The sequence below is a fragment of the Bradyrhizobium sp. SRL28 genome, assembly GCF_018596315.1.
In the GTDB taxonomy this organism is placed as follows: Bacteria; Pseudomonadota; Alphaproteobacteria; order Rhizobiales; family Xanthobacteraceae; genus Bradyrhizobium.
Genome location: NZ_JAHEAG010000025.1, coordinates 1 through 16,904, shown reverse-complemented (window position 1 = coordinate 16,904; position 16,904 = coordinate 1). Strand labels below are relative to the sequence as shown.

Below are 16,904 nucleotides of genomic sequence, written 5' to 3'. Positions count from 1 at the left end.
CGCTCGGGCCCATCAACGGTTCCAGGGGAACCAAAGCGAGTCGAGCGGCTTTCTATCTCAGTTCGGAACGTCTCCCGTTTCTGAAACGAAACGGGCACGTCATTTCCATGGCAGTGGCATCACCGTGAACAAAAAAGCGCAAACCGCCGAGAGCTCTAACGCCGGCGTCTCCCTTCCTATCGACGGCGCCTATCCGCTGAATCCGGATGGCAGCCTTGTAGCCGAAGCAAAGGGGGTGCCAGCCGTGGACGCCGTCACCGACGAGCTCTGGTACAAGGATGCGATCATCTACCAGCTCCACGTCAAGGCCTTCGCCGACAGCAACAATGACGGCATCGGCGACTTTGCCGGGCTGACCGAGAAACTGGGGTATCTGCAGGACCTCGGCGTCACCACGCTGTGGCTGTTGCCGTTCTACCCCTCCCCCGGCCGCGACGACGGCTACGACATCGCCGATTATGGCGACATCAATCCCGATTTCGGGACGATGAAGGATTTCCGCCGCTTCATCCAGGAAGCCAAGAAGCGGGGCTTGCGGGTCATCACCGAGCTCGTCATCAACCACACCTCCGATCAGCACGACTGGTTCAAACGCGCCCGCCGCTCGGACCCGAATTCCTCTGCCCGCAACTGGTATGTCTGGAGCGACACCGACCAGAAATATCCGGGCACGCGGATCATCTTCACCGATACCGAGAAATCGAACTGGACCTGGGATCCGGAAGCCGGCCAGTTCTACTGGCACCGCTTCTTCTCGCACCAGCCCGACCTCAATTTCGACAATCCGCGCGTGGTGAGCGCGCTGGTGCAGGTGATGAAGCGCTGGCTCGACACCGGCGTCGACGGTTTCCGCCTCGACGCCATCCCCTATCTGTGCGAGCGCGACGGCACCAACAACGAGAACCTGCCCGAAACGCATGCGATCATCAGAGGGCTGCGCCGCGAGCTCGACAATTACGCCAAAGGCAAGGTGCTGCTCGCCGAAGCCAATCAATGGCCGGAGGACGTGCAGGAATATTTCGGCCGCGGCGACGAATGCCACATGGCCTATCATTTCCCGCTGATGCCGCGCATCTACATGGCGATCGCGCAGGAGGACCGCTTCCCCATCACCGACATCCTGCGCCAGACGCCTGACATCCCCGGCAACTGCCAGTGGGCGCTGTTCCTGCGCAACCACGACGAGCTGACGCTGGAAATGGTCACCGACGTCGAGCGCGACTATCTGTGGTCGACCTACGCCAACGATCCGCGCGCCCGCATCAATGTCGGCATCCGCCGCCGGCTGGCGCCGCTGATGGACAATGACCGACGCAAGATCGAATTGATGAACTCGCTGCTGCTGTCGTTCCCGGGAACGCCGATCATCTATTACGGCGACGAGATCGGCATGGGCGACAACATCTATCTCGGCGACCGCAACGGCGTCCGCACGCCGATGCAGTGGACGCCGGACCGCAATGGCGGCTTCTCCCGCGCCGACCCCGCGCGGCTTTACGCGCCGACCATCATGGACCCCGTCTACGGTTATGAAGCGGTCAATGTCGAGGCGCAGTCGCGCAGCCTGTCCTCGCTGCTCTCGGCCACCAAGCGGCTGATCGCGGTCCGCAAATCCACGCTCGCGTTCGGCCGCGGCACCATGACGTTCATCCGCCCGGAGAACCGCTCGGTGCTGTGCTATGTGCGCCAGTACCAGGGCGAAGTCATCCTGTGCGTCGCCAATCTGTCGCGATCGGCGCAGGCGACCGAACTCGACCTTTCCGCCTTCAAGGACCGCGTCCCGCTGGAAATGCTCGGCCGTACCCGCTTCCCGCCGATCGGCGAAGTGCCCTACATGATCACACTGGCGCCTTACGGCTTCTACTGGTTCGAGCTGCAGGAGCGTGACAAGTCGGCGCCGGTGGTGCAGCGCGCCGTGCCCGAGTTCGAAACGCTTGTCGTGCCGTTGAACGCGACCTGGGTGTCGCTGGCGCGCGAACGCGGCGTGTTCGAGCGCGACGTGCTGCCGGGACATCTGGCGCGCAGCCGCTGGTATCCGGAACGATCGCCCAAGGCGATCCGTCCGACCCTGACTTCGGCCATTCCGTTCTGCGACATCGGCGACAACCGGCCATGGCTCGCCTTTTTTGAAACGACGCAGCGCGGTATCACGACGCGCTACCTGCTGCCGATGCAGATCGAATGGGTGCGCTTCGACCGCGAGCGCTATAACCCGCATGCGCTGGCCGCCGTTCGGCAAGGAGCCCGCGAGGGCACCCTGCTCGACGTCGCCACCGACCAGATCTTCATCTCGTTGCTGTTGCGCAATCTGCAGCAATCGCTGACGGTCGACGAGAGCGAACAGGGCTTGCGGCTCGAATTCCGGCCAACCAACCGCTTCAGCGACAAGCCGATCCGGCAGCCCGAGCACATCCGCACCGTCGACTCCGAGCAGCCTCGCAGCACCGCCCTGGTGGACAACGACTATGTCGTCAAGATCTACCGGACGCTTCAGGCCGGCCCCAATCCCGAAATCGAGATGGGACGCTTCCTGACCGACGTCGCAAACTTCCCCAACACCCCGGCGTTGCTCGGCAGCGTCGAACTGGTCGAGGGCAATGAAAAGAGCGCGGTCGGTGTCGTTCACGCCTTCGTTGCCAATCAAGGCGACCTCTGGACCCTGAGCGCGGGCTATCTCGATCGCTTCGTCGAGGAGCAGCGCCTGCTGGCGGCGAGCATTCACCCCGGCGAGCGCGAGGAAGAGATCCCCTATCTGCGTTACATGTCGCAGGCGGGGCGGCGCGTGGCCGAGCTGCATGTTGCACTCGCCGGTAACAGCGAGCTTTCTGAATTCGCGCCGGAGCCAACCGGCCGCGACGACGTGCAGCGCTGGATCGACGATCTGATGCTCTGCGCCGGGCGCGTTTTCGATGCGCTCCGGCAGCGGCGCGACACGCTGAAGGAAGCCGACCGGGCGCTGGCTGACCAGGTGCTGGCATTGCAACCAACCCTGCCCGACCGGCTCGAAAGGCTGCTGCCGCGCGAGCTCGACGCCGCCAACATCCGCTGCCATGGCGACCTCGATCTCAGCCAGTTGCTGATCGTCAAGGACGATATCTTCATCGTCGACTTCGAAGGCGCTCCGCGGCGCACCATCGCCGAACGCCGGCGCAAGGCACCCGCGGCGCGCGACGTCGCCAGCCTGATCCGCTCGATCGATTATTCGGCAACTGCTGCCCTTGAGCGCGCGCTCAAAGTAGCCCACGATGAGCATGGCAAGCTCGGCGCGGCGCTTGGCGAATGGCGCGACCGGGCGACCGTCGCATTTTTCGCCGCCTACAGCGAAGCCATGACCGATCAACGGCTGTGGCCCACCGAATCCAGAGCCGCCGAGGGCATACTGACCTTCTTCCTGCTCGAGAAGGCCCTGAACGAAATCGAACACGAATTGTTGTATCGGCCGGAATGGCTGCGCGTGCCGCTGACCGGGATCATCAGAATGTTGTCACAACCGACCTTCGAGGCCTCATGACCAAGCTGCCCGCCGAGGCCTATGCAATCATCGAAGGCAAGCATTCCGACCCGTTTCGCTATCTCGGCTTGCACAGCGAAGGCGGCAACAGCGTGGTGCGCGCTTTCATCCCCGAAGCTTCCAACGTGGAGGCGATCGGCGAGCATGGCGAGACGGCGCCGCTGCAACGGATTCACGATGCGGGGCTGTTTGCAGGTGCGATGCCTAACGGCTCCAAACGCTACCTGCTCCGCGCCCGCTTCGGCGAAAACGTCGTCGATCTCGACGATCCCTACCGCTTCCCGCCCGTGCTCAGCGACTTCGATCTCTACCTGCTGGGTGAAGGTACCCACCGGCGGATCTACGACAAGCTCGGCGCGCATCCGATGAAACTCGATGGCGTCGATGGCGTGGCGTTCGTGGTGTTGGCGCCGAACGCCAAGGCCGTCAGCGTGGTCGGCGATTTCAATTTCTGGAATGCGCGGCGGCATCCGATGCGGGTGCGCGGCGTCGGCTATTGGGAATTGTTCGTGCCCCATGCCCACGCCGGCGACCGCTACAAGTTCGACGTCACCGGACCCGACGGGCGGCATCTGCCGTTGAAATCCGACCCGGTGGCCTTTGCGGCGGAGATCCGGCCCTCAACGGCCTCGATCGTCGTCGACGAAAGCAGAATTCCGCATCCGCGACCCGCGCCATCTGGCATCAACGCGCTGGGCGCGCCGATCTCGATCTACGAAGTGCATCTCGGCTCCTGGCGCCGCAAGAACGGCAATGAATGGCTGAGCTATCGCGACCTCGCCGAGCAGCTTCCCGCCTATGTGAAGGATATGGGCTTTACCCATATCGAGTTTCTGCCCGTCAGCGAACATCCGTTCGACGGCTCCTGGGGCTATCAGCCGACCGGCCTGTACGCGCCGACCAGCCGGTTCGGCACGCCGGAAGACTTCTCCGCGCTCGTCGATGCCTGCCATCGCGAGGGGATCGGCGTTTGGCTCGACTGGGTGCCCGGGCATTTCCCCGACGATCCGCATGGGCTCGGCTATTTCGACGGCACCGCGCTCTACGAACACGCCAACCCGCTGCAGGGCCGCCACCTCGATTGGGGCACGCTGATCTACAATTACGGCCGCACCGAAGTGGTAAATTTCCTGGTCTCCAACGCGCTGTTCTGGTTCGATCGCTACGGCGTCGACGGCCTGCGCGTCGATGCCGTCGCCTCGATGCTCTATCTCGACTACAGCCGGCCCGCCGGCGAGTGGATTCCGAACCGGCATGGCGGCCGGGAGAACCTCGAAGCCATCGAATTCCTGCGCCGCTTCAACATCGAGCTGTTCGGGCATTTTCCGGAGGCCACCACGGCCGCGGAAGAATCCACCGCATGGCCGCAGGTCTCGCAGCCGGTCGAATATGGCGGCCTCGGCTTCGGCTTCAAATGGAACATGGGCTGGATGCACGACACGCTGAAATATATCGGCAAGGATCCGGTGTACCGGAATCACCATCACGGCGATATCCTGTTCGGCCTGCATTACGCGTTTTCGGAGAATTTCATTCTGCCGCTGTCGCATGACGAAGTCGTGCACGGCAAACGCTCGATCCTCGGCCGCATGCCGGGCGATGAATGGCAGAGGTTTGCAAACCTGCGCGCCTATTACAGCTTCATGTTCGGCCATCCCGGCAAGAAGCTTTTGTTCATGGGCTGCGAATTCGCGCAGGAGCGCGAGTGGAATCACGATCATTCGCTGGACTGGCACCTCTTGGGGCAACACCGGCATGCTGGCATCCAGAACCTGATCCGCGACCTCAACCGGCTCTATCGCGCCGTGCCGGCGCTGCACGAGATGGACTGCAATCAGGCAGGCTTTGAATGGGTCATCACGCATGATTCCGCCAACAACATCTTTGCCTGGCTGCGCAAGGGTTACGACGCGCACGCGCGCTGTCTCGTGGTCGTGAACTTCTCGCCGAACGTCTATCAGAACTACCGCGTCCGGGTGCCGTTCGCCGGCAAGTGGAAGGAAGCGCTCAACTCCGACGCTGCCCATTATGGCGGCAGCAATGTCGGCAATATCGGCGAAGTCCATACCCTGGAAGGCAGCATCCCCGAGCTCTCTCTGACCCTTCCGCCGCTGGCCGCGATCTTTCTCGTACCGGAAAGCTGACGCATGCGATTATCCGCGGGAAGCCCCGCCCGCTTAGGTGCAAGCTGGGACGGAAGGGGCACCAACTTTGCGCTGTTCTCGGCCAATGCGGAGAAGGTCGAGCTTTGCCTGTTCGACGGCCAGGGCCGGCGCGAACTCGAGCGGATCGAACTGCCCGAGCGCAACGAGGACGTCTGGCACGGCTATCTCAACGACGTCTCGCCCGGACAGCTCTATGGCTATCGCGTCCACGGCCCCTATGCGCCCGAGCGCGGCCACCGCTTCAACGCCAACAAGCTGCTGCTCGATCCCTATGCCAAGCGGATCGCCGGCCGGCTGGTGTGGAGCGACGCGCATTTCGGCTATCGCACCGGCAGCGCACGCGAGGATCTTTCCTTTGACCGCCGCGACAATGCCCGCGGCATGCCGAAGGCGGTCGTGGTCGACGAGACCTTCAACTGGGGCCGCCGCGAGATACGGCCGAACATCGCCTGGGAAGACACCATCATCTACGAGGCCCACGTCAAGGGCCTGACGCAAAAGCGGGGCGACGTCGCGCCCGGCTGGCGTGGCACCTATGGCGGGCTGTGCTCGCCGGCAATGATTGACCATCTCAAGCGGCTCGGCGTCACCACCATCGAATTGCTGCCGATCCACGGGCTGATCGACGACCGGGTGCTGATCGAGCGGAAGCTTGCGAACTACTGGGGCTACAACACGCTGGCGTTCTTCGCGCCGGAGCCGCGCTATGCGCAGGACAATGCGCTCGACGCGTTCCGCACCACGGTGGCGCGGCTGCACGACGCCGGCATCGAGGTGATGCTCGACGTGGTCTATAACCACACCGCCGAGGGCAACCATCTCGGCCCGACGCTGAGTTTCCGCGGCATCGACAACGCGTCCTATTACTGGCTCAGCAAGGACAATCCGCGCTACTATGACGACTTCACCGGCTGCGGCAGCTCGGTCAACCTCACCCATCCGCGCGTGCTGCAGATGGTGATGGACTCGCTGCGCTACTGGGTCGAGGTCTGTCACGTCGATGGCTTCCGCTTCGACCTCGCCACCACGCTGGCGCGGACGCCGAACGGCTTCGACCGCAACTCGTCGTTTCTGACCGCGGTGCGGCAGGACCCTGTGTTGGCAACCGTCAAGCTGGTTGCCGAACCGTGGGACCTCGGCATGGGCGGCTATCAGGTCGGCGCGTTTCCCTCGCAATGGTCGGAATGGAACGACCGTTATCGCAGCGCGATGCGGCGTTACTGGAGCGGCGAAGGCAGCTTGATCGGCGAAGTATCGCGCCGCATGACTGCCTCATCCGACCTGTTCCATCACGACAACCGCGCGACCCGCGCCGGCGTCAATCACATCACCGTCCATGACGGTTTCACGCTGGCCGACCTCTTCAGCTATAACGAGAAGCACAACGAGGCCAACGGCGAGGACAATCGCGACGGCTCCAACGACAACCACAGCAACAATTGCGGCCACGAAGGCCCGACCAGCGACGCGGCGATCGTTGCGCTGCGCCGGCAGCTGCGCAAGAACCAGCTCGCCTGCCTGTTCCTCGCGCTCGGAACGCCGCTGATGCTGGCCGGCGACGAGGTCGGCAATTCGCAGAACGGCAACAACAACGCCTATTGCCAGGACAACGAGACCGGCTGGGTGAGCTGGGACAATCTCGGCAAGCAGGGCGACGACCTCACCGATTTCGTCGGCCACATGACCGCCCTGCGCAGGCGCTTCGCCCAGCTCCGCAGTCAGCGCTGGCTCGATGGGCGGCGCAAGGATGGCTCCTATGGCGTGCTCTGGCTGACGCCGGCGGCCGAGGAAATGAAGGAAGCCGACTGGAATTTTCCGGAAGGCCGATTCCTGGCCTATGTGCTCGCGCCGATGGAACAAGGGCAGGCACCGATCTTTATCGTGCTGAACGCCGCGCCCGAAGAGATCGCTTTCACGTTGCCCAGGATGACCGAATACAAGAACTGGCAGCAGGTGCTGAACACCACGGAAGCACAGACGGCCGCCGCCTTCGCGTCGGGCTCTGAAACCAAAGCGCCGCCGCGCTCGGTTCTTGCCTTTGCGGGGGCAGCATGAATGACCGCCAATTCGGTCCGCGTCTGGCAAATTACGGCACGCGGTTTCGGCTGTGGGCGCCGGCGGCGAAACGCGTCGACGTCATGCTGGAGCAACCGCACGCCATGAAGCGTGGCGAGGACGGCTGGTTCACGGCCGACATCGCCGGCGTGAATCCCGGCGCGCGCTACAAATTCCGCATCGATGACGAGATCGACGTGCCGGATCCGGCGTCGGAATTTCAGCCCGATGACGTCTTTGGCCCGAGCGAAGTGATCGACCATCAAGCCTATCCGTGGCGCGCCACGAACTGGCGCGGACGACCGTGGCAGGAGGCCGTGATCGTCGAGGCCCATGTCGGGACGTTCACCAGAGACGGCAGCTATCGCGCGATGATCGACAGGCTCGATCATCTCGTTGAAACCGGCATCACCGCGCTGGAATTGATGCCGCTGGCGGACTTCGCAGGCTCGCGCAACTGGGGCTATGACGGCGTGTTGTGGTACGCGCCCGACAGCGCCTATGGGCGGCCCGAAGATCTCAAGGCGCTGATCGATGAGGCGCATCTGCGCGGGCTGATGGTGATGCTCGACGTGGTCTACAACCATTTCGGCCCCGAAGGAAATTATCTAGGCCGCTATGCGCCTTGCTTCTTCACGGAAGCGCACACGCCCTGGGGCAGCGCGATCGATTATCGTGTGAAAGAAGTCCGCGCCTTTGCCATTGAGAATGCGCTGCACTGGCTGCGCGACTATCGCTTCGATGGCTTGCGGCTCGATGCCGTCAACTCGATCGTCGACCCCGGCGGGCTGTCGCTGCTGCACGATCTCAGCGCCGCCACCGGCCGGCTCGCCGCAGCAACCGGACGGCACATTCACCTCGTGCTGGAGAATGGCGACAACCGCGCCAGCATTCTGGATGCCGGCGAGGATCCGCCGCGCGGAAAGTATCGCGCGCAATGGAACGACGACTATCACCACGCCTGGCGCGTGCTGATGACCGGCGAGAAGCAGGGCTATTATATCGACTATCAGCGCTCGCCGCGGACTGACATCGCCCGCGCGCTGTCCTCCGGCTTCATCTATCAGGGCGAGCCATCGGAGTTTCGCCGCGGCAAGCGTGGCGAACCGAGCGGCCATCTCGCACCGGCCGCCTTCATCAACTTCCTGCAGAACCACGACCAGATCGGCAATCGCGCGCTGGGCGACCGCCTCGAAGGCAATGCCAACGCGCGGATGATCGAGGCGGCGCTAGAGGTCCTGCTGATCGCACCTCACATTCCCATGCTATTCATGGGCGAGGAATGGGGCTCAACGGTCCCCTTCCCGTTCTTCTGCGATTTCGGCGGCGATCTCGCCGATGCCGTCCGCAAGGGCCGCCGCGTTGAACTGGCCTGGGCCTATGCAGAATACGGCGATGAGGTCCCCGACGCGCTTGCGGCTTCAACGAGGGACTCGGCGGTGCTCGACTGGGACAGCCGCGAGGCGCCCGCGGGACGAAAGCGCCTGACGCTCGTGCGAGAACTGCTGCGAACCCGGAAGCAACGGATTGTCCCCCGACTGGTCGGCGCCACCTTCGGGAAGGCCCAGGTAACAGACGATGGTTTGCTGACGGCCGATTGGCGGATGGGCGACGGCGCAACGCTTCGCCTGCTCGCCAACCTGGCGGACCAGGCCATCAGCCATGTGCCCGGTGGGCCCGCGGGAACCCTGATCTGGGGCAGCGAGTTGGGCGACAGTGTCCCGCCATGGACGGTGCTCTGGCGCATCGGATAGGAAAAATGCCCCCGGCGATCCCGATCGCGACCTACCGCCTGCAATTGTCGGCGGATTTCGATTTCGACGCCGCCGCTTCCGTGGTGCCTTATCTGAAGGCGCTCGGCATTACGCATCTTTATGCCTCGCCCTTCATGCGCGCCCGCAAGGGCAGCACGCATGGCTACGACGTCACCGACCACGCCCAGTTCAATCCGGAGCTCGGCGGCGAAGCCGGCTTCGAGCGGCTGAGCGCCGTGCTGCGCCAACACGATCTCGGTCTGATTCTCGATTTCGTGCCCAACCATGTCGGCGTGCATTTTGCCGATAACCCATGGTGGCTCGATGTGCTGGAGTGGGGCCCCGCCTCGCCGCAAGCGGCCTCCTTCGACATCGACTGGGAGCAGTTGCCATACCGCGCGCGTGGCGGCGTGCTGCTGCCGATCATCGGCTCGTCCTACGGCCAGGCGCTGGAAAATGGCGAGATCGAACTGCGCTACGACGCCAATGAAGGCAGTTTTTCGGCCTGGTATTTCGAGCATCGGCTGCCGATCGCGCCGGAGCGTTATGGCGAAATCCTGCGCATGATTCTCAAGGAAGCGGGCGCGGAAGAAAGTGCGCCCGGCAAGGCGATGTTCGCGCTGGCCTCCCGTTATCAGGGGCCGCGACGCCCCAACCGCAAGGAAGCGCCTGCCTTCAAAGCCGAATTGAAGGACATCGCGGGAGCCGCCGACATCATCGCGGGAGGGCTTGAAGCCTATCGCGCCGGAGCCGATCGCACAGCGGCAACGCTTTCGCTGCACCATCTGCTCGAACGCCAGCACTACAAGCTGGGCCACTGGCGGCTTGCTTCCAGCGACATCAACTACCGGCGCTTTTTCGACATCAATACGCTGGCGGGCTTGCGCGTCGAGGATGCCAGCACCTTCGAGGCGATCCATCGCCTGGTCAAACGGCTGATTGCGGAGGGAAAGCTTCACGGGTTGCGGCTCGACCACATCGATGGCCTGCGTGATCCCGTCCAGTATTTTCAGCGCCTGCGCCGGTTGGTCCGCGAGGCACATGGCGGGCAGAGCCGGCCCTTCTACGTGGTGGTCGAGAAGATTCTCGGCGAACAGGAAAAGCTGCCGTCGTTCGCCGGCGTTCACGGCACCACCGGCTATGAGTGGATGAACACGATCACCCATGTGCTGACCGACGGCCATGGCCTGGAGCCGCTCGACGAAATCTGGCGGCAGATCAGCAACCAATCACCGAAGATTGAACCGATCCTAAAGGAGGCCAAGCGGCGCGTGCTGGAAACGCTGCTGACCAGCGAGTTCACGGTGCTGACGCGCCTCTTGGCGCGGATTGCCAGCGGACATTACTCCACCCGCGACTATTCCGCCGACAGCCTGCGGCAGGCGCTCGAACTCTATGTGCTGCACTTCCCGGTCTACCGCACCTACCTGACATCGTCAGGGCTATCAGCCCATGATCGCCAGTTGATCTCGGAGACCATCGAACGGGCGCGCGCCGACTGGTTTGCCGCCGATGACGGCATTTTCGACTTTCTCCGCGAAACCCTGACGATGGACCTGATCAAACCGGGACGCGCACCCCACAGCGCGCCGCGCGTGAGACGTTTTGCGTTGAAGGTGCAGCAGTTCACCGGCCCCATGATGGCGAAGTCGCTGGAGGACACCACGTTCTACCGCTACCACCGCCTGCTCGCCCTCAACGAGGTCGGCGGCGATCCGGCCGCAAGAGCGCTTTCGGCTGGCGAATTTCACGGGATGATGCGGGCCCGCGCCGGCAAATGGCCGTTTGGCATGACGGCAACCGCGACGCATGACACCAAGCGCGGCGAGGATGCGCGTGCGCGCATCATGGCACTGGCGGAAATGCCGGGCGAATGGACCAGCGCCGTGGCCCGGTGGAAGCTGCTCAACGCGCCGCATCTTTCGGTCGACGGCGATCTGCGCGCGCCGTCGGCAACATTCGAGTACATGCTGTATCAGGCGCTGCTCGGGGCATGGCAGCCGGACAACGCTTCTTTTGCGGAGCGGATGCAGGAGTATGCGCTGAAGGCCGCGCGCGAGGGCAAGCAGGAAACCAGCTGGCTCAATCCGCACACCGCCTACGAGGCAGGCGTAAACAGCTTCATCACGAAAATTCTCGATCCTTCGCTCTCAGGCGAATTCCTGAACGCGCTGCAAACGCTCGCGCAGCGGCTGTCGCTGCTGGGCACACTGAATTCGCTGAGCCAGATCACGCTGAAGGCGATGATGCCGGGTGTGCCGGATTTCTATCAGGGCACGGAGCTTTGGGATTTCTCGCTGGTCGATCCCGACAACCGGCGGCCGATCGACTTTGCCGAACGCGCAGGCCGGCTCGGCGCGCTGGAGAGTCCGGATTGGGACCGGCTGGTCGAGAAGTGGCCGAGCGGCCATCTGAAGCTGGCCTGGACACGGCATCTACTCAAGCTGCGGACCGAACTCGCCGATGTATTTGCGGAAGGCGATTACGAGCCTTTAGAAGTGAGTGGGCTGCAGCGCGACCACTTCATCGCGTTCGCCCGGCGGCAAGGCCGCGAGGCCGCGATCACCGTGGTCACGCGCTGGTTCGCACCGTTGACTGACAGCGGCAGGCATTGGCCTGGTCCGGAGAATTATGACGCCGCGCTTGATGTCGGCGGCTATGCGGTCGAAGGTTTTGCCGACGCCGATGCCACGCAGTTACGGCTGTCGGATCTGCTGGCGCACCTGCCGGTAGCCGTACTGAAGGCAAGGTTCAACGGCGCAGCCAAGCCGGCACGAAAGCGTGCCCGCGCCTAAGGAGGCGTCAGCTCTTCTTGGTCAGCAACAGCTTGCCGCGGTTCTGGATCGCGGCCTGGGCCACCTCGGCAAAGCGCTGCAACAACCATGGCAGCACGACTTCCACCTGCACGTGATCCTCGGCGACGTCGACATGGCCGGCCGCCGCCTGGCCCAGCGCGCGAACGCGGAAGATCATGCGGTTGTCTTCCCATCGCTCCTCGTCGACGCTCAGCACCGGCACGCTGGAAGCGGCGCGCGTAAGCCCGGTCTTCAGACGGCGCATGGCCTCGTCGCGTCCGAGGCTGTGCGGAATCGAAACCACCAGCGGTTTGGTCATCGCAAAAATCCCTCTCTTGTCGAAATGCATGTAATCGCACGCGCTTCGAAAAGAAGAGGCGCGCCGATTATCGCGGCGCAATAAGGGAACTTTGGTGATTCCGGTTTGTTGTTACCGTCTCAGGGCAGAACAAACACAACGGCTCTATCGGGCTGAGGAGAGACTCATGTCAATCGGCACTATCATCCTAATCATTCTCATCATCGCCCTGCTCGGCGGCTTCAGCGGCATTGGCGGCGGACCGTTCTATGGCACCGGCTATTACGGTGGCGGCGGATTGGGCCTCGTGATCGTGATCCTGCTGATCCTGTTGCTGCTTGGGAAGCTTTGAGCAGGCAATCTGAAACGTATTCGTTGCGTCATGGTCGGGCTTGTCCCGGCCATCTACGTCCTTCGAGCAGCAGTTCGTAGGGTGGGCAAAGGAGCGCTAGCGACGTGCCCACCATCTATCACCGATCGCGCTTCGAAATGGTGGGCACGCTTCGCTTTGCCCACCCTACAAGTTGTCATCACCCGCGAAAGCGGGTGATCCAGTATTCCAGAGACATTCGTGAGAAGCCGCAGCATACTGGATACCCCGCCTTCGCGGGGTATGACAGGGGCTACCGCTACATCTTCCCAGCCAGCTTCCTCATCGCCGGCTTGATCGACGCCGCCGCATCGTCGTAGCCGTCCCACGCCTTGGTCTTCGCCAGCAACGTCGGCACCGTACGCACCGTGTACTTCTTCGGATCGAGGTCGCCGCGCACCTGTGGCCAGGTCAGCGGCATCGAGACGGTGGCGCCGTCGCGCGCACGCGGTGACAACACGGCGACCGCCGTCGACATCCGGTCGTTACGCAGATAGTCGAGGAAGATTTTTCCCTTGCGCAGCTTCTTCGACATGTTGAGCAGATAACGCTCGGGATCGTCATTCGCCATCCACTGGCAGATGCCTTGCGCGAAGGCCTTGGCTTCCTTCCACGTGACCATGTCCCTCGCGCCGTAAAGCAGCGGCGTCACCACGTGCAGGCCCTTGCCGCCGGTGCTCTTGCAGAAGCTTTCGAGGCCAACGGCAGTCAGCCGCTGACGCATGTCCTTTGCCGCTTCGATCACTTCCGAGAATTCGACATTCGGCGCGGGGTCGAGATCGAACACCAGCCGGCCCGGCGTGTCGTAGTCGTCAGGCGCGCAATTCCAGGGATGAAGTTCCAGCCCGCCGATCTGCGCCGCCGCCGCCAATCCCTCCACCTGGTCGATCTGCAGATAGGGCTTGCGGTCGCCCGAGACCTTGGCGAGTTTCAGCAGATCCGAGCCGCCCGGCATGCCGTGGCGCTGAAAGAAGGTTTCACCCTTGATGCCGTCTGGGGCGCGCAGAAGTGAGCACGGACGGCCCTTGAGGTGGACGATCATCCACTCGCCGACAGCTTCGAAATACCGGGCAAGATCGAGCTTGGTGACGGCCTCACCATCGCCGCCATCGGGCCACAGCGCTTTGTCGGGTTTCGAGATGGCGACACCCATCACCTCGGCGGATTTGTTCGCCGATGATTTCGTGGACCGCATCAAAGGTTTTGCAACTTCGGTCATCGCAGGCCTCTCCGCCCGTATTTCCTTCGCCGGCTTGTCCTGACGCAGCCCCTTAAACGCGGCCTGCCGGATGTTGCCGCCATCGGTCCAGCCAGCGAACTCGATCTCGGCGACCAGTTCAGGCTTCAGCCAGTGCACGTCGCGGGTCTTCTTCGGCGCATCCTTGCCGCCGAACGGGCTCTTGTCGGAGGCCGCCGCCTTCAACGCCGGCGTGATGCGCCGGACGACGTCCTGCCCGAAGCCGGTGCCGACGAGGCCGACGAAGGCCAGATGGTTGCCGCGATAAACGCCGGCCATCAGCGAACGAAACTTGCCTTGGGTCGTCTTCCAGCCGCCGAGCACGACCTCCTGCCCGCCGCGGATCTTGGTCTTGGTCCAGCTTTCGGTGCGTCCGGAGCGGTAGGGCGCATCCAGCCTCTTGGAGACGATGCCTTCCAGCTCCAGTTTCTTGGCCGATTCCATGACGGTATCGCCGCGCTCCTCGAAATGATCAACGTAGCGGATCAGCTGTTCCTTTCCCTTCCGCTGCTCCAGCAGGCGATTCAAGCGTTCCTTGCGCTCGCGCAGCGGCAGCGCGCGAAGATCCTCACCATTGGCAAACAGGAGATCGAATGCAAAGAAGATGAGGTTGCCCGTCTTGTTGTCCGCGATCGCCGCCTGCAGCGCGGAAAAACTGGGCACGCCGTTGTGGTCCAGCGCAACGATTTCGCCGTCGATCAGCGCATCGGGCAACGCCCTGGCTGCTCTCGCGATGGCGCCGAACTTGTCGGTCCAGTCCAGCCCTTTTCGGGTCAGCAGGGACACATCGCCATCCTCTATCCGCAATTGCACGCGGTAGCCGTCGAACTTGACTTCATGGCACCAGCTGTCCGCGTTCGGCGGCCGCTCGACGGACGCGCAAAGCTGCGGCGCAACGAAATCCGGCATCGATGCGACCTTCTTGGGCTTGGCGCTCTGCGCCGGCGCGCGGGTTTTCGTCTCCGGCGTGGATCGCAATGCCGCGGTCCTGCCCCTGGCGCGCGCCTCGGCGGCATCACCCCGGTTCGACTGCCAGACCGCGTCGGCCTTTGTCTTGCCTTTGGCCAGCATGAACGGCTTTGGCGCCTTGCCCTTGCCCTGCGCGATCTGCGCCATGGTTCGCCCCGAAGCCACCGAGCGATCCTCTTCCAGGATATCGTTGGCCTCGCCTTCTTGGGCGAATTCATCGCGGTGCTTGATCAGCAGCCAGTTGGTGCGCTTGCCGCCATAACGATCGCCCTTCATCCGCACCAGCACCCAGCTGCCATGCAGCTTGTCGCCGTGCACGGTGAATTTCAGGTCACCCTTCTTGAAGCCGCGCTCGGGGTCATCTGATTCCCAATAGCCGCGGTCCCAAAGCTGCACGGTGCCGCCGCCATACTGGTCGTCCGGGATCGTGCCTTCGAAATCGCCGTAGTCCAGCGGGTGATCCTCGACCTCGACCGCGAGCCGCTTGTCATGCGGATCGAGCGACGGTCCCTTGGTGACCGCCCACGATTTGAAGACCCCGTCGAATTCCAGCCGGAGATCGTAATGCAGCCGCGTTGCGTCATGCTTCTGGATCACGAACCGCCGCTGCTTCGCGGACTGGACCTTGACGTCGCCGGAAGGCTCCGCCGTCTTGCCGAAATCGCGCTTCTTCCGATACGTGCTGAGTTTCTTCAACGCCACTGCAAACCTCGACGATCGCGACCGCTCGCGCGGCGGCATCCGGAACGAAAACCCATACTAGCCGTTGAAGTTCCCAAACCCAACCATGCCGGAGATTGCAATGGCCCCCCGCGCGTACTGGAAAGGCACGCTAAAACTCTCTTTGGTGTCGTGTCCGGTGGTGCTGTATCCGGCCTCGACATCGGTCGAGAAAACCCGTTTTCACATGATCAACAAGGAGACCGGCAACCGGCTGAAGCAGCAGATGATCGACGCCGAGACCGGCGACGTCGTCGAAAGCGACCAGAAGGGCCGCGGCTATGAGCTGAAAAAGGGCCAGTATGTCGAGATCGAAAAGGAGGAACTCGAGGCCGTCCAGATCGAGAGCAATCACACCATCGAGATCGACAGTTTTGTGCCGCGGGACGAGATCGACAAGCGCTATTACAACCATCCCTACTACGTCGCCCCCGACGGCAAGGCGGCGGTCGACGCCTTCGCCGTGATCCGCGACGCCATGAAGGATGAGGAGCGGGTCGCGCTGGCCCGCATCGTGCTGACCAACCGCGAGCACGTCATGGCGATCGAGCCGCTCGGCAAGGGCCTGCTCGGCACCACGCTGCGTTACCCTTACGAGCTGCGCGACGAAGAGGACTATTTCGACGGCATCAAGACGCCCAAGATCACAAAGGACATGATCGAACTCGCGGGCCACATCCTGCATACCAAGGCGGCGCACTTCGATCCCTCGAAGTTCAAGGATGAGTACGAGGACGCGCTGAAGGCGCTGGTGCGACGCAAGGCTTCCGGCAAACCGATCAAGGTCGCCGAACGCGAGGAAAAGCCCGACAACGTCATCAACCTGATGGACGCGCTGAAGGCGAGCCTGAAGGGAAAATCAGCGGCGAAACGGCGGACCCATGCTCCGGCGTCGCGGCGGGCGCCGGCACGCCGAACGGCAAAGAAGGCGCACCGGTCCGCGGCCAGGCACCGCAAGGCGGGGTGAGCGACTCCCTCCGTCATTGCGAGGAGCGGAGCGACGAAGCAATCCAGAGCCCCGCCGGGATTC

At 63.3% G+C, this 16,904-nt stretch carries 9 protein-coding genes; 7 read left to right on the top strand and 2 right to left on the bottom strand.

The window, feature by feature from the left end:
- The first annotated feature begins 235 nt into the window (after positions 1–235).
- From treS to treY, 5 genes are read left to right on the top strand one after another with little or no spacing between them, the layout of a single operon-like run.
- The gene (gene treS / locus KIP88_RS32295; RefSeq protein ID WP_214492286.1) at positions 236–3,511 is read left to right on the top strand and encodes a maltose alpha-D-glucosyltransferase; all 3,276 of its coding nucleotides are present in this window, start codon (positions 236–238) and stop codon (positions 3,509–3,511) included.
- A complete protein-coding gene (gene glgB, locus KIP88_RS32290) occupies positions 3,508–5,655 on the top strand; it encodes a 1,4-alpha-glucan branching protein GlgB (protein ID WP_214492199.1) in 2,148 nt (715 codons plus the stop codon). Before treS ends, glgB begins: the two co-directional genes overlap by 4 nt.
- A gap of 3 nt (positions 5,656–5,658) precedes the next feature.
- Positions 5,659–7,731: a glycogen debranching protein GlgX gene (glgX, locus tag KIP88_RS32285; protein WP_214492198.1), complete on the top strand. Its 2,073-nt coding sequence runs from the start codon at positions 5,659–5,661 to the stop codon at positions 7,729–7,731.
- Complete coding sequence (gene treZ, locus KIP88_RS32280; RefSeq protein ID WP_214492197.1) at positions 7,728–9,485, top strand: malto-oligosyltrehalose trehalohydrolase; 1,758 nt, start codon at positions 7,728–7,730, stop codon at positions 9,483–9,485. The genes glgX and treZ overlap by 4 nt, the downstream gene beginning before the upstream one ends.
- A gap of 5 nt (positions 9,486–9,490) precedes the next feature.
- Positions 9,491–12,280: a malto-oligosyltrehalose synthase gene (treY, locus tag KIP88_RS32275; RefSeq protein ID WP_214492196.1), complete on the top strand. Its 2,790-nt coding sequence runs from the start codon at positions 9,491–9,493 to the stop codon at positions 12,278–12,280.
- Between the two features lie 7 nt (positions 12,281–12,287).
- Here treY and KIP88_RS32270 read toward each other — a convergent pair whose 3' ends face one another.
- Positions 12,288–12,599: a polyhydroxyalkanoic acid system family protein gene (locus KIP88_RS32270; RefSeq protein WP_214492195.1), complete on the bottom strand. Its 312-nt coding sequence runs from the start codon at positions 12,597–12,599 to the stop codon at positions 12,288–12,290.
- Positions 12,600–12,765: 166 nt separating this feature from the next.
- Here KIP88_RS32270 and KIP88_RS32265 point away from each other — a divergent pair, with 166 nt between their 5' ends.
- The gene (locus KIP88_RS32265; RefSeq protein WP_065752791.1) at positions 12,766–12,930 is read left to right on the top strand and encodes a DUF3309 family protein; all 165 of its coding nucleotides are present in this window, start codon (positions 12,766–12,768) and stop codon (positions 12,928–12,930) included.
- Positions 12,931–13,207: 277 nt separating this feature from the next.
- Here the strand turns inward: KIP88_RS32265 and ligD are convergent, their stop codons facing one another.
- Positions 13,208–15,856: a DNA ligase D gene (gene ligD / locus KIP88_RS32260; RefSeq protein ID WP_374226536.1), complete on the bottom strand. Its 2,649-nt coding sequence runs from the start codon at positions 15,854–15,856 to the stop codon at positions 13,208–13,210.
- Positions 15,857–15,956: 100 nt separating this feature from the next.
- On the opposite strand from ligD, the gene KIP88_RS32255 reads away from it, so the two are divergent.
- Entirely contained in the window at positions 15,957–16,841 is an 885-nt protein-coding gene (locus tag KIP88_RS32255) for a Ku protein (RefSeq protein ID WP_214492193.1), read from the top strand.
- The last annotated feature ends 63 nt before the right edge of the window (positions 16,842–16,904 follow it).

Coding starts and splice junctions, on each gene's coding strand:
- KIP88_RS32265 (WP_065752791.1), top strand. CDS start 12,766: ATGTCAATCGGCACTATCATCCTAATCATTCTCATCATCGCCCTGCTC.
- treY (WP_214492196.1), top strand. CDS start 9,491: ATGCCCCCGGCGATCCCGATCGCGACCTACCGCCTGCAATTGTCGGCG.
- glgX (WP_214492198.1), top strand. CDS start 5,659: ATGCGATTATCCGCGGGAAGCCCCGCCCGCTTAGGTGCAAGCTGGGAC.
- glgB (WP_214492199.1), top strand. CDS start 3,508: ATGACCAAGCTGCCCGCCGAGGCCTATGCAATCATCGAAGGCAAGCAT.
- KIP88_RS32270 (WP_214492195.1), bottom strand. CDS start 12,599: ATGACCAAACCGCTGGTGGTTTCGATTCCGCACAGCCTCGGACGCGAC.
- treZ (WP_214492197.1), top strand. CDS start 7,728: ATGAATGACCGCCAATTCGGTCCGCGTCTGGCAAATTACGGCACGCGG.
- KIP88_RS32255 (WP_214492193.1), top strand. CDS start 15,957: ATGGCCCCCCGCGCGTACTGGAAAGGCACGCTAAAACTCTCTTTGGTG.